Origin of the sequence: Pseudobacter ginsenosidimutans, from assembly GCF_007970185.1 — a bacterium.
Lineage (GTDB): Bacteria > Bacteroidota > Bacteroidia > Chitinophagales > Chitinophagaceae > Pseudobacter > Pseudobacter ginsenosidimutans.
The window spans coordinates 2646392-2661457 of record NZ_CP042431.1 but is presented as its reverse complement, the minus strand read 5'-3'; the positions used below and the strand labels follow the sequence as shown (position 1 = coordinate 2661457).

General features: G+C 45.1%; 9 protein-coding genes and 1 tRNA gene. 1 reads left to right on the top strand and 9 read right to left on the bottom strand.

What is annotated here, in order from left to right; all coding sequences use genetic code 11:
• Positions 1-15 precede the first annotated feature (15 nt).
• Together FSB84_RS10840 and FSB84_RS10835 are read right to left on the bottom strand one after the other, a co-directional pair.
• A complete protein-coding gene (locus FSB84_RS10840; protein ID WP_130541541.1) occupies positions 16-2976 on the bottom strand; it encodes a SusC/RagA family TonB-linked outer membrane protein in 2961 nt (986 codons plus the stop codon).
• Positions 2977-3173: 197 nt separating this feature from the next.
• A complete protein-coding gene (locus FSB84_RS10835; protein ID WP_130541542.1) occupies positions 3174-5405 on the bottom strand; it encodes a RelA/SpoT family protein in 2232 nt (743 codons plus the stop codon).
• 115 nt (positions 5406-5520) lie between these two features.
• Between FSB84_RS10835 and FSB84_RS10830 the strand changes: the two genes are divergently transcribed.
• Positions 5521-5602: transfer RNA gene (locus FSB84_RS10830), tRNA-Leu, on the top strand.
• A 74-nt stretch (positions 5603-5676) separates the two neighbouring features.
• Here FSB84_RS10830 and FSB84_RS10825 read toward each other — a convergent pair.
• The 7 genes from FSB84_RS10825 to FSB84_RS10795 all read right to left on the bottom strand — a co-directional run bounded on the left by FSB84_RS10825 (position 5677) and on the right by FSB84_RS10795 (position 15058).
• Complete coding sequence (locus tag FSB84_RS10825; protein WP_225980046.1) at positions 5677-6999, bottom strand: MutS-related protein; 1323 nt, start codon at positions 6997-6999, stop codon at positions 5677-5679.
• A gap of 9 nt (positions 7000-7008) precedes the next feature.
• Complete coding sequence (locus tag FSB84_RS10820; protein WP_130541543.1) at positions 7009-8346, bottom strand: MutS-related protein; 1338 nt, start codon at positions 8344-8346, stop codon at positions 7009-7011.
• 9 nt (positions 8347-8355) lie between these two features.
• The gene (locus tag FSB84_RS10815; protein WP_130541544.1) at positions 8356-10701 is read right to left on the bottom strand and encodes a Gldg family protein; all 2346 of its coding nucleotides are present in this window, start codon (positions 10699-10701) and stop codon (positions 8356-8358) included.
• An 11-nt stretch (positions 10702-10712) separates the two neighbouring features.
• Positions 10713-11639 carry an ABC transporter ATP-binding protein gene (locus tag FSB84_RS10810; protein ID WP_225980045.1) on the bottom strand — a complete coding sequence of 309 codons (927 nt, stop codon included), beginning with the start codon at positions 11637-11639 and terminating at the stop codon, positions 10713-10715.
• Between the two features lie 106 nt (positions 11640-11745).
• Complete coding sequence (locus FSB84_RS10805) at positions 11746-12510, bottom strand: RNA polymerase sigma factor (protein WP_130541545.1); 765 nt, start codon at positions 12508-12510, stop codon at positions 11746-11748.
• A gap of 39 nt (positions 12511-12549) precedes the next feature.
• The gene (locus tag FSB84_RS10800) at positions 12550-13521 is read right to left on the bottom strand and encodes a hypothetical protein (protein WP_130541546.1); all 972 of its coding nucleotides are present in this window, start codon (positions 13519-13521) and stop codon (positions 12550-12552) included.
• A gap of 31 nt (positions 13522-13552) precedes the next feature.
• Entirely contained in the window at positions 13553-15058 is a 1506-nt protein-coding gene (locus FSB84_RS10795) for a RagB/SusD family nutrient uptake outer membrane protein (protein WP_158643849.1), read from the bottom strand.
• Positions 15059-15066 lie beyond the last annotated feature (8 nt).

The window sequence follows — 15066 nt, the reverse complement described above, 5'->3', positions numbered from 1 at the left end:
GCTCATTTTTTTCAATTAGAAATCAACAGTAAGATGGAAAGAAGCACGTTTGGACGCAGGGAATGGCGCAACATCCACGTTGGTGGAGAAGCCGGCGCCGAAGTTGGAAACTTCAGGATCGTATCCCCTGTATTTTGTGAATGTCAGGAAGTTGTTGGCAGATACACCAATGCGCAAACCTTTGATCACGGATGTTGGCAGTTTGCTGAAAGTATAGTAGAATGCCACTTCACGCAAACGCACATAGCCTGCTTCCTGCACATAAGTGTCAGCAAATCTTCCTTCCATTCTTGCCAGACGGGCCGGGCCTTTGCCAGGTCCACCCTTATCTCCATCGTCATAATCGGCTGATGTGCCGGCCAGATCTGAGAGATACTCGCTCAGGTTGATATTATGTCCACCTTTTTTCCAGTGGAGCAGGAAACGGAATGAAAAGTTCTTCATGAAAGTGAGTTCATTCCAGAAGTTCATCTGAAAGTCAGGCTCTGCATCACCCACAGTTTGTACACCGGCAGGCCCCATAGTGCCCACGATCTCTGTTGCAGGTCTTCCTTCTTTGATCTGGAAGGTTCCCAGACCCGTTCCGAATGCACCCAGCACAACAGATGGGATCGACAGCCTGGTCACTTCAGAGCGGTTACGCCAGAAATTTACAGTGGTATTCCATTTGAGATCTTTGCTGGAAACAGGCTGAGCACTCAAGCTGATTTCCATACCACGATTACGCAGGTCGCCGGCATTCAGGAATTCGGAAGAGTAACCGGTGGATCCGGGCAATGGACGTTGCAGCAGGAAGTCTGTGATCCTTTTTTCATACACTGTGAACTCGAGGTTCAATTTTCCACCCAACATACTTACATCCACTCCAGCTTCGAGCTCTGAAGTTCTTTCCGGAGCGATATCCTTTCTTCCACGAAGTGTGGAAGGCAGCAAACCGGTATTTCCTCCGGTATTGGCAATAGACATCAGTGTGAACTTACTGCCGAATGCAGGGAAGTTACCCGCCTGGCCATATGCAGTGCGGATCTTCAGGTTATCAACAAAATCCGCTTTCCAAAAACTCATTCTCGTAAGGTTCCAGGATAAGCCGGCCTTGGGATAGAAATAGAGTTTTTTAGCGTCCCCATTATTGGTGGAGCGATCGAGACGGATACCACCTGTAAGTGTAACCGCATCCATGATGGTAGCTTCTTCCTGCAGGAAGAAACCATTGTCCTGGAATTTATCACGCAACTGGTATGAAGTCAATGCTCCCGACTGGTTAATGTTCGTTTGTCCGCCAACGAGCCTGGTGGCTACATTCAGGATATTGTTATAGTCCTTATTCTCCTGTGTCAGACCTGCAGAGCTGGTAAGACTGAAATTATCAGTTGGCGTAAAACTGTTGACGAGAGAAAGAATGATATTATGGTTCAGTGTTCTGGTAGTGCCCTGGGCAGAAGTACCCTGTGCTACATTCTGAAACTGGAGATCAGCGGGGAAAAACGCATTCGTTCCGAGCGTGTAATAATCGAATCCACCTCTTGCGATAAATCGTGTAGTGGAGGTTTGTGATTTTTGCAGGATGGCATCCAGGTTCACACCTGTCATGAAGCGGCTCACATCTTCTGCATTGGTCATCACTTCCCTTGTATGCAAAGGATTGGATGAAGCATATCTGTTATTGGGATAAAGACCCAGGTCATTCAGATGCAGTTCAGTGAAGTTGGGCGTTTTCAGCAATACTACGCCATGCGTTACTGTATTGTTGTCATTATTGGAGAAGCCGCGGTCTGCATGCGTATTGAGATATGTGGAAGAAACGCTGAGCTTGATATTATCAGTGAGGCGATGATCAACATTCAGTCTGATTGTCTTACTGGAATATCCTGTTCTTTTTACGAGGCCCTGTTCATCTTTCAGGCCACCGGAAAGATAGAAGCTGGTTTTGTCGTTACCACCAACAAGGCTCACTACAGAATTGCGGGTGAGTCCTTTTCTGCCATACATTTCTTCTTCATAATCGTAGATCTTGCCGGCATCACGGGCAGCAATATATTCAGCTTTCCTGGCGGCGCGGGCTGCTGCATTTTTCGGTTCATCCTTTCCACCGAGCGATTCAGCCCTTGCTTCATTCCATTCGCGCTGTCCGATCAGTTTGGTAGCTTCCAGGAAACCCAGGTCCTGGGAAAAAGACAATTTCGTTTTTCCTGTTTTTCCTCTTTTGGTAGTGATGATCACTACGCCTGCAGCCGCTTTGGAGCCATAGATCGCAGCGGCAGAAGCGCCTTTGAGAATTTCAATATTCTCGATATCCTCCGCACGGATATCAGACACGCGATTGGATGGATTGTCCTGTGTGGAAGTGATGGCGCCCGGTACAGCTCCAGTAACAGCACTTAGTGCACCTGAAACGGACGAGTTATCGATGAACACACCATCCACTACAAAAAGCGGTTGTGTATTGCCGAAAACAGATGTTACGCCGCGCAGCTTCACTGAAATACCACCACCCGGCGCACCGGAGTTGGCATTGATCAATGCGCCGGGAACCTTACCGTTGAGGGCGGCATCGAAGGTTTGTGCAGGCGCCGTTCCGGTCAGCTCTTTACTGGAAATACTTACTACGGCATTGGCGAGATTCCTTCTCTTTACACTGGTGGCCAAACCTGTTACCACCACTTCATCCAGCCTTCCTGCATCCTCTTCCATCGTAATGCTGATGGCACTGCTCTCACTGGTCTGTAATGTTTTTGTTTTGTAACCCACGGAAGAGATTTCCAGGGAAGCTCCTGCTTTTGGAACCGTGAGGGAGAACCTGCCGGAAGCATCCGTGGAGGTTCCGATATTCGAATTTTTTACCTTGACAGATACGCCTTGCAACGGATTGTTCTTTGCATCCGTTACAGTACCTGTTACGCTGACCTGTGCCAATAGCACTGCCGGTAGCGCTACACAAATGAAGGCAAGCACTGCATGTTTGAGCAGATGTCTCATGTTGGTGTACTTTTCGTTTTTAATTGAGTTTGAAAAACAGTTCACATAAAGACAGCGGTAGCAATCAATTCGTCCTCTGCTCATGCATGGTATGCAGCAGCTCAGGTAAGAAAAAATGCACCTTGAAAAAAGGTGCATTTAAGAGGTATAAAAAGATGATGAAATGCTGAAGTGTTCAGCAGGTAAATTGATTTCTGTCAAGCTTCGGTATCGTACCTGTCCACTGTTTCGATACCTGGTAATTTTTTGAGCCTGTCTACCAGTTCTTCCAGTTCTTCCTTGTCGTGAACAAATACTCTCACGTTTCCATGAAAGAGACCATCCTTTGCTTCGATGGTCATGGCAGCGATATTGATCTTCATTTCACCGGAGATGAGGTTAGTGATCTTATGGATCACGCCCACATCATCCAGTCCCACGATCTTGAGACCGGTGAGGAAGGAGATCTCTTTGTTCTTGGCCCATTTTGTTTTTACGATACGATGGCCATAGTTGCTGAGCAGCTTGGTGGCATTCGGACAATTGGTGCGGTGGATGGTAAGACCTTTACCAGTAGTTACAAAACCGAATACATCGTCACCAGGAATGGGCTTGCAGCAATTGGCGAGCGTGTATACGATCTTATCGCTGCTTTCTCCGAATATGATCAGTTCTGTTTCCTTGCTGTGCTTCGCCGGCGCTGTGCTGGTCTCCTGTTTATGCTCCACCGGTTTGGGCTTGGGGGGTTCCAGCTTATCTCCCAATACCTGGAAGTCTGCCAGCTCTTTCAGATCGATGGCTTTGATAGAGATCTGGTAGTAGAGATCCAGCGGCGATGCAAGTTTATAGAACGCAGTGAGCACATCGGCATTGTGCTGATTGAATGCCGCGCCCATATGTTCGAGTTTCCGCTGAAGGGTGTATTTGCCTTCATCGGCCACTTTTCTTTTTTCTTCTTTCAGTGCATCCTTGACCTTGCTCCTGGCTTTTGCAGTAACTACAATTTTCAGCCAGTCGTCATTTGGTTTTTGTTTGGCGGAAGTGATGATCTCCACCTGGTCACCACTGCGCAGCTTGTGACTAATGGGCACAAGCTTGTGGTTCACCTTGGCGCCGATACACTGTGATCCCACCATACTGTGAATCGCGAAAGCGAAATCCAGTGCGGTGGAGTTAACGGGTAACATTTTCACATCCCCTTTTGGAGTGTATACATATATTTCTTCTGCCAGGAAACTGGTTTTGAAATCCTGGAGGAAGTCGATACTATCGTTGTCTTTATCGTTGAGAACTTCGCGGATCTGCTGGAACCATTTATCGAAGCGGCTTTCATCGGTTGCTCCTTCCTTGTATTTCCAGTGGGCGGCAAGGCCTTTCTCCGCGATCTCGTTCATGCGCTTGGTGCGGATCTGCACTTCCACCCATTTTCCCTGCGGGCCCATCACAGTGGTATGCAGGGCTTCGTATCCGTTGGATTTGGGATTGGAGAGCCAGTCCCTGAGTCTTTCAGGCGCCGGTGTGTATTCATCGGTAATGAAGGAATACACTTTCCAGCAGGCTTCTTTTTCTTTTTCCTGGGGAACGTTGAGGATCACACGAATGGCGAAGAGATCATACACTTCTTCAAACTCAACGGCTTTCTTCTTCATCTTGTTCCAAATGGAGTGGATGCTTTTGGGACGGCCGTAGATCTCGAATTCAAAATTGGTGAGATCGAGTTTTTCCTTGATCGGCTTGATGAATTCGTTGATATATCTGCTGCGTTCTCTTTTTGTTTCGGCGAGCTTCCTGGCAATTTCCCTGTAAGCTTCGGGCTCCAGGTATTTCATGCTCAGGTCTTCCATTTCTGTTTTGATGGTGTAGAGTCCCATCCGGTGTGCGAGTGGTGCGTACACGTAAACGGTTTCGGAAGCGATCTTGAGTTGCTTCTCGCGTTTCATGCTATCGAGCGTGCGCATATTGTGCAGACGGTCGGAGAGCTTGATGAGAATCACCCGGGGATCATCGGTGAGGGTGAGCAGGATCTTCTTGAAGTTCTCTGCCTGTTGCGATGCATTTACATCGATAACAGTGGAGATCTTGGTGAGCCCGTCAACGATGCGGGCGATCTCGCTGCCGAATTCGCGTTCTATATCTTCGAGGGTGATGTCTGTATCTTCAACGGTGTCGTGCAGGAGCGCGCAGATGGTAGAGCGAACGCCGAGGCCGATCTCTTCCACGCAGATGCGGGCTACAGCCAGCGGGTGGAGGATATAGGGCTCTCCGCTTTTGCGACGCATGGTCTTGTGCGCATCGGCGGCCATTTCAAAAGCGTGACGTAATAGTTCTTTATCGCCGGGCTTGAGTTTGGGCTTGAGGGCTCTGAGCAAGGCACGGTATTCACGCAGGATCAGCTTCTTTTCCTGGTCGTCATTGAGGTTATACTTCGGTATCGCTGCTGTGGTTGCCATAACGTACGAATTTACGAATTAAGAACTGTTTTTCCAGTTCTGGGTCAAATCTCCTACATTTGCTGTCCCTGAAACGATTAGGAGGGTTTGTTAAGATGGAATTTAGGGAATTTTTCCGCACGTGGCGTAATTGGTAGCCGCGCCAGACTTAGGATCTGGTGGAGCGATCCGTGGGGGTTCGAGTCCCTCCGTGCGGACACGAAAAGGGTGCCAAAATAATTTGACACCCTTTTTTCATAGCTATACCTGGTTTATTGGAAAACGATTCAACTCAAGCCAGCATCTCCAATATTCCTTCATTCCTGATGATCATCATACCCTGACGGTCTTCCGTAATTCCTTCTTCTACCTTGTAGGTATACTTTGGTTTCATCCCGTCCATGATCGTTGGCATAAACCGGAACAATATATTGGATGTTCCTTTTAACGCCTCTCCCACTTCTATGATATGTGTAGAAACAATGAACAAACAATCATTGTATTCAGCAAATGCTTCAGTAACTGCCAGTGTACCATCATAGGCATCTTTTACATTCGTTCCTTTGAACAGCTCATCAAACATCAGCAATAAGCGTCTGCCACTGGCTGCTGCTTCAGCAGCTTGTTTTACTCTTACCACTTCAGCGTAAAAATGACTGTACCCAAGGCCGATATTATCAGCCACATTGATAGATGAGTACATTCCCTCACGCACTGAAAATTCAAAGGCTGCTGCTGCAACGGGAAAGCCCATATGCGCCAGATACATTCCTATGCCGATAGATTTCATGAGCGTACTCTTTCCAGCCATATTGGCGCCGGTAAGGAAGATTACATTTGTGGATTGGGTCATCATGATATCATTCCCTATCGCCTTGTCGATACAGGGATGAAACAGGTTAGTCACCTTTAGCGTATTTTTTCCAGGCGCCACAGCCTTTGCATATGTAAACCCTTTCTTTGCAGCCACGCTACTAACGGCCATGTACAGGTCCAGTTCATAGATAAATTGCAACAACTGATCCATGGCCGACTGGAAGCGGGTTTTCAATAAATGATCATACTGCGCCAGTGTATGCACCGGCAGGTCGGCATAGATATCCGTGTTCCGCAGTCTCTCCAATTGTTTGTCGGACAATACCTGCAAAAGTTGATCCACGCGATTTGCCAGCGGACTGCTGAGTTTCTGTAATATTTCCAGCATACCGTAAAAACGGTTAAGAGTAACAATAGTAGCCTGCACTCCCTGTACTGATTTCTTATAACGTTCGTCACGGGTGAGCTTGCTGAGTAATTTCTGCATGATCATACTGCTGACAATAGCAAAATAGCTCCTGCCTGTTCCTGCATCCAGGTACTCACGCATCGTATTGATCTGCTGTACATCAAATGGAAAACTCAAACCCGACTGCTGAAAAAAACTGAATTTACTACTTCGTTTATTGATGGCTGCTTCATCAGTTAGCGGTTGACGAAACATCTGATCCAGCAATTGTTCAGCACCCCTCGTTTTTACCTGGTTGAATAAATGATACACTGATCCCTGCCTGAACTTACCCAGCAGGTTAAGCTCATCTACTGTCTGCTTATCTGTATTGAATTGTATACTGCTCATACTACTAGTTTAGACGGTTGCTGCCAGAGACTGAGCCCTGTCAAATTCTCCAGCGCGTTTTTTCCCATTCTTCAGAATATCGAGAATGCCTTCATTACGGATGATGATCATGCCATGCCGGTCTGCCGTGATGCCATCCTCCAGCGTGTATGTGTATTCAGGCATCCTGCCTTTCATGATAGTGGGCAGGTATTGAAAACCGATACCAGGCTCCTGCTTCAATCGTTCTCCTGCTTCCACAATATGGGAAGAGATGATGAACATACTGTTCTTTTTCTTCGCAAATGCCACAGTGATCTCAACCGTACCTTCATGCGCATCCTTCACATTGGTGCCGCGGAACATTTCATCAAAAATGATGAACAGCGATTTGTTCGCCTCTAATTCTGCGGCTACTTTTTTCACCCGCAACACTTCAGCATAGAAATGGCTGGCGCCGATTCCCAGGTTATCGGGAAGGTTGATAGTGGTATAGATCCCATCGAGTACAGAGAACTCCATCTCCGTTGCCGCTACGGGAAATCCGATATGCGCTACATACACGGCTGTACTCACGGCGCGCAGGAAGGTGGATTTCCCCGCCATATTCGCCCCGGTCAGAAACACTACATTCCGATCTGCATTCATGGAAAAATCATTGCTCACCGGCTTCGACAATTCAGGATGATATACTCCTTTCAATATTAAAGTACTACTGCCCTTTGCTAACGCTGTCGGGAATACGAAGTTTCTGTCGCGTGCAACTTTAGCCACTGAGAGGTACACATCCAATTGATAGATCTGACGCAGTAACTGTTCAATCTTATGGCGCTCTCGCTGACGGAACAACAGGTCATAGGCTGTGATAGCTGCATAGGAAAGCCTGGTATGTTGCTGCTCGCGCAGCACTGGTTCAAAAGCAGTATCGATGAGCAGGGAGATGATGGCATCCCGCTCTGGTGAATACCATTGAATACCCGCTACTTCCCTGGATTCCACAAATGCTTTGACCTGGTGGATCAGTTGGATCAGGGAAGATACGCCTCCGGCAATTTCCTTTTCTCCGAGTACAGCCTGCTGGCTGCCTTGTTTCTTTTGTTCATCGGCTGCCAATAAATATTTCTCCGCCATATCGAACAATGCCGGTTCAAAAGGAAAACGCAGATCTATAGACGAAAATGCCTTGATGATGCAGCTGCGACGATTGATCTCCTCCTGATCAGACAGCGGTCTCGTAAACATTTCTTTCAAAACATTTTCTGCGCCACGGGTATGTGAATGATTATACAAATCAAACAAGCCCTGACTATCGCGTCTGGCGAAGATGCGCAGATCCTCTATCGTTTGTTCATCGGTTAACAGGTACATGGTGATTACTTATTGTCGTTTACGTCTGAGTAGAATAAGTGAGCCCAGTATCAATAGCGCCGCTGGCAATATCCAGACCAATACCAGCTTTTGGGTTCTAGCAGCAGTCAGCGTGATTGTAAGCAGATTATCTTTAACATCTTTCATATCAAATGAAATAGGATAGCTTTCATGTACCATCCATTTCAAATAATCTTCACCGGAGAAGTGTAGGAAGTGCCTCACAGCAGACAAATAATCCGCATCGCCTGTCAGTACAATTCTTTGAGACTTATCACCCACTTTTCTCTCCAGGGCAACTGCAACATTGAATGAATCAAGCCGGTAATCCCCTTCACTGGCTGTAAATACGGGCGCTGTAGAGTCTGTTACAAGCTGACCTGCTTTTGCCCATACTTTTCTTTCAGGAGCAGTTACCCACATCCTGTGCATCCTGAAGCCGCTGTCTGCATAACTTACACCCGCAGCTCCGGGGTTAAGTGAATAGAGAGAATCTCCCTTTCCAATACTTTTCCTGATTTGCTGCATCCTGGTTGAAAAAGGAGTTATCAGCCAGGTATAATCATAAGTCATATAGGGCATCACTTTGTCCGGCGTTTCATCTTTAGAGATCTGAACAAGCGTGCCTGGCATCAGGCTTGTTCCGGTAGACCGGATCAATGGGTTTAAAACATGTTGCTTACCAGGCTCTCCACTGATCAGCATATTGCCACCTTTGTCCATGTATTGCTGCACACGACTCCGTACAGCCTGGTTCAGTTCTGTTTTTGGATCCGCCAGTAACAACACGTTGGCATCCGCAGGAACATCCTTTTCGTTCAGGTTGATGGTGTCTATTTCAAAGCCATTATTGATCAGTGCCGAGCGGCTTAGTTTTTCAATAGTGAACAAATTATATTCCCGTTCTCCTTTTTTGTGGATAGAGCGCTCAAGATTACCAACAGAAGCATACACTTTAGGAATGGAATCGGTAGCCAACCTTTTCAATGCTGCAGCTACATGATCCTCGTCAGGCCAGTACTTCGCATCTTCATACGTCCTCAGGTAAATGCTCTTCCCTTTATAGGTAAGTTTCATTACTGCCCGCATATTCTCCGCATTCAAATCGATTTGCTTCCTGATTGCTGCCGGAGGAAGGAATCTGTTTAGATTAACTTCATACATTTTAGCATATTCCTTAGCAATAGAATCGAGTGTCATATTGGGCATCTGCCTATACACAGCGCTATCTCCATCCTTTACATCATAATACAACACATACTTAAAATCCATGTTCGGCTTGAACCGCATGTATGGATCCCAGAATCCCCAGATATATTTATTCCGGTTAGCCGGCTTTGTATTATGAAAACCCATACCAGGGTCAAACAGGTTGGTATACAGGGTTACCTCGAGTGGCTCTTCCTGCATATTCCTGATGATATCCTGCGTAACCTCGTTAATCGTGTTTATTTTAATTCTTGTAGCATCCCAATATCCTATATATCCAGGCCTGGAGCTGAGGTAGCCTACCACCATCACAGTGATAAATACAAACAGATACCTCGCTACTTTTACAGATTTTGATACGAGTTCTCTTCCATGCCTCAAACTGAGATAACTAAAAGCAACAAACATGTAAGCGATCAAAACATAATACATCACGTCACGTGTAGTAACCAAACCCGCAACCATTCTTTCCGCTCTGCCACTGATCGACATAAAATAGGTCAGATCACGAACGAAATCATAGTTCTGCCAGAGGCCACCAATTCTTTGTAAGGCATACAAAAGTATGAATGTAGCGATGGCTGATACTATCTGGTAGTTGGTGATACTACTCATGAACATGCCAATAGCAGTATACGCACATACTACCAGGTAGAATGCCAGCAGCCCGGCCAATAAATGTCCATAATCGATGTCCTTAATACTGAAAGCACCTACTATCATAAACATCAGCATGATAGTAAGCAAGAACATATTGTAGGCCATGATTGCCAGGTATTTCCCCCACACAATCTGATTAAGTTGCACAGGTGAAGAGTACAATAGCTTTACCGTTCCACTATTGAACTCCCGGTTGATCAGTCCCATGGTAAGCAAAGGAATGAAGAGGTATAGATTGGAGAAAATATTCCCGATAAATCCATTCTCCGACACATTCATAAACAATCCTCCTGTTATGGCAAAAGGAAACCCCTTGAAATTGGGATTTGTTTTCTGTAGCGAGTCCTGGTAATTGGCCATCATGGCAATCGTCTCACCATAATAAATTGCACATATCACCATAAAGATGAGGGCAAGAAACCAGGCTACCGGAGAAAAGAAAAGGTTCCTGATTTCCGTACGTGCTATTTTAAGAATCAATTTCATCCGAATTACTTTTATATGTTTTTATTGGATTGGGTGGATAACTGTTTGAAAATATCATCGAGCATACCTTTCTCCAGACCAACCTCACGAATGCGCCAGTTTTGCTGCATGCCTGCTGCAATAATCCTTTCAGTAAGATCTTCTGCACCGTCGAAGAACAGACGGGCCTGCTTCTCTGTGATGTATTCAACCTGATTCACACCATCAATCTGTTTCAATTCATTTACAGAAGGTGGATTCACAAAACTGACCAATACAGATTGCGGCTGCATATAGTTATTGAAAGCATCCATTGAATCTGAGAATATGATCCTGCCCGATTCTATCATGATCACTTCCTTACATAAAAGATGAATTTCAGACAGGATATGGGATGATAGCAATACGGTTCTATCCTGTGCAATTTCCCGGATCAGTTTCCTTGCTTCGATCAACTGATTGGGGTCTAGTCCGTTGGTAGGTTCATCCATTACTACCAATTTAGGTTTATGAATGATGGCTTGAGAAATGCCTACACGCTGGCGATAACCACCAGACAGGTTTTTGATCAGGCGCTTACTGAAGTGCGCTATACCAGTCCTTTCTTTAGCCTCAGCTACTGCCTCTTTGATCCTGTTCCCAGGAATTAAACGTAGTTCGGCCGTGTAGGTCAGGTATTCATCAACGGTAAGATCGAGGTATACAGGTGGCGTCTGCGGCAGAAATCCTATATGCTGTTTAGCCAGCTCCGGTTCTTTCCGGATGTCAGCACCATTGATGCTAACCTTGCCTTCGGTTTGGTTGAGAACTCCACAAATGATATTCATCGTAGTTGATTTACCAGCTCCATTGGAGCCAAGCAAACCAATGATCCCATGCTCTGCAATCTCTATATTGATATCCCGGATAGCCCAGCTGGCACCATATCGATGAGAGAGATTCTCTGTTTTTAAAATCATGCAATGTATATTTAGTAATATCTTAATAGGCACATAAAATTACCTGGCCGATGCAGCAAGGCTGTATCAACTTCTTCTTATCAGATGCCAGGGCCATCCGGACCTGTTATTTCATTGATTGATTTGGGAACAGCAGAAAAACATGTGACAAAAGCACGGGGCTTGATAATTTACTCATTTCATTTTTCTTAGTAATCCGGGTATTGTTTTTGTCTGCTTCATTAAACAAATGCATCAATCCGGAATTTGTATTACTCTTAATAAAAAAAATATTAAAAAAAACGAAGAGCATTGTATAAACCGAAATGCCACTAAGATTATCCCTAACAAATTGCCTGGCACGGGATAAATGTACTTTGACTGTATTGGGGGAGAGCTGTAGGAAACTGGCGATCTGAGAACGACTCAAACCATTCTCTTTACTAAGTTGAAATACTATTTTTTGCTGGCAAGGCAGTTGGTCGATGACTCTGGAAATAATACGGATTTGTTCCTTGTTCAACACCTGTTCTTCAACTTCCGAATAAGAACTTGCTAATGATTCGCTCAAATTTCTATGTATGCGCGTACGAATATGCTTATCTCGTAAATGTAGCAGTGACAGATTGGTAACTACTTTAACAAGCCATCCAACCGGATTCTCAGGAATTATTTTTCTCCTTCGTTGCCAAAGCAACAAGTACGCCTCCTGTACAATATCTTCCGCGGCTTGCTTATTCTTAGTTATCTGTGAGGATACATACTGAAGATGTCCGGTCCAGCTCTCAACAATAGCATTGAATTGAAAGTCGATTCCATTCACTGGAATATCCATATGAGGATAATCCTTTGAATGAATGGAATGCGAATAGTATTCAGGGTTAGTGCCCATTTTTCAATTATTACACCTTCGTTTGTTCTGTATTATTTACTAACCAGGCATTTTGAATCCTGATCTTTGAGCAAGGTCCTTCACTACACTATATTTCTTCAGCACTAATGGATGGCCAGCGTGTAAATCAGTAAACTCCTGTTCTGTATAATAAAAAAGGGCCGTGAGAAAGGATCGCAGATCAGTAGCTTCAATATGCATGCTTTCCAATATCATACCTGAAAAGTCTACAGTAGGGTATCGCAATACTCCAATGCTCTCTGCAGCGGGAACTGATGCGGGATCAGTCATAAACATTAAGGGTAATCCGATATAGAGCGGGGATGAAAGAGGACCAGGCCAGGCCTTGTTGGTAACATCAAAAAAATCGCTTGTTAAATTAGCCTTATAAGCAGAGGTAAGCGCATTTTCTGCAATTCCTGCCAGCAAAGAGGCTGCATACATTCTCTTCTCCTCACTACTCATCGCTTCTACATCCTTTACAACTACGCCCACAGTTTTGAATCCCCGTATGGCTGTTAATCCATCTGCAAGCTGCGTGTTTACATATTGCCAGAAAAACTCAAAATGATCGATGAATAAAATACTCGGCATACTGCCTGTTGATGGAAGCCCGGGCAGCACCTGATCTTCAATCAAATCAAGAATTGCAGGTATTGGTTCCCTGGACGATAACCTGGCAAAATTAAAAGTGTTCTCGCCCATTGGATGATATGTCAGAGAAATTGTTACATATGCATAACGTTCAGGAAATTCTCCAGGTTTACTTACCAGTTTCTTATGAATTGTATCAGTATAATAACTCGCAACGCCGGTACGTTCGTAAAATTTATACATAGCATGATCAACAGGATCACTGGGATTATCCCTTATAACAAAGAAATTGGTGTCCTCATCGCTGATTTCGAGCGGCTTTTCTTTCCGGCAGCTCAGGGATAATGAAACAGCTGCCAACAGGATAACGAAACCCGATAGCCTTGATGGCGTTGAGCAAGTATATAGTTTCATCATGAATTCAATTTTGGAGTGATTAGTGATTGCATTAATACTTAACCGGACGTACGGGTCGCGGCTCATTGGTAATGGCGCCCTGATTGAAATCGATTTCATCATTGGCGATGGGTACAATATAAGCTCCGGGATCATCCTGGTAGGTGCCCAATTCATAATATCCGTTTTCCTGGTATCCGGTTCCGGTATATTCAATATTTCTATGCCGGATTTTTTTGTTGAAAGGATATTTACTATTCACAGCATAACGGCGCAGATCAAACCAGCGATGCGCTTCCAGGCAAAGCTCCCTGCGACGTTCGTCACGGATAAAACTCATCAGTGCGGCGCCTTCATCAGTAAGCGAAGGCAGTTCATTGGGTTTGAACCTGTATTTTCTAAATGCCTGCAATGTAGTTCTGGCTTCACCAAATCGATCCATAGCAGCAAGCGCCTCAGCTTTGTTCAAATAAACTTCCGAAAGACGGATCAGGTAAAAATCGGATGCCATGTCATGATCAGGACCAAAAGGATCACGCATTTTCGCGATTTTCCATTGTCCACTTCCACTTTTCACGAAAAAAGCATTGGTGCGCAAGTCTTCGGCGCTATACAGTAATACCAGTTCGTCAGAAGGAAGATAGTAAGGCTGATCGGGCACTTCCGCTCCTAATGCCATTTCATTATACAAACTATTTCCTCCCATGTTGAATATCACTTCCGATGAATAACTCGTAAAAACATTCTTTCCTGCCTGCCAGGAATTTAAATCCGTAACACTATACTTTTTATTGGCGATTACCTGATCAGCATAATAATTTGCCTGCTCATAATTTTCCATAAACAGGTACACCCTGCTCAGGAGTGCTTGCGCTACAGATTGATTGGCGCGCAGGGCCGACTTCTGTTCTACGCCAGCCAGGTTTTTAACAGCTTCCTGAAGGTCGGCAACGATCTGGTTGAACACCCTTTGATTGGAGCTTCGCACGGCGAATTGGGAGGTGATAGCAGCTTCTGTTTTCAAAGGAACACTGAAATCATCAGCAGCTGTTGTAGCTCTATACGGTTTTCCAAAAAGATTGGTAAGTATAAAATAATAATAGGCCCTGAGAAAATGTGCTTCCCCTGCGATCCTTTTAAGCTGTCCCTCAGGTTCACCTTTTTCCCTTAAAGCCGGAATTGATGATAGTACTGAATTTAAACGTGCCAGCTTACTATATAGCTTGTTGAACAGGTCGTCTGTACTTAACAGTACCCCATCTGAATTCCGTCTGGGCTCTGACTGCCAATTATGAAATCCCCTATAAGTAGTGAGTTTATAATTACCACCCGGAACACCATCCTTTAGATCGTCATCCATCGTGTACAGTGCAGGAGTAATGGGAGTAGTGTGTATGGTGAAGTAACCATCTCCAACCAGTACTTCATCCAGGTCTGCCGCTGATTCTACAAAGCTGCTGTTCTGAGAATAGGCAGACAGAAATTTTTTGCAGGAAATAAAAGTCAGTGAGCAGGCACTGAAAAGAAGAATACATATTTTATTGAGAGGTGAATGCATAGCAATAG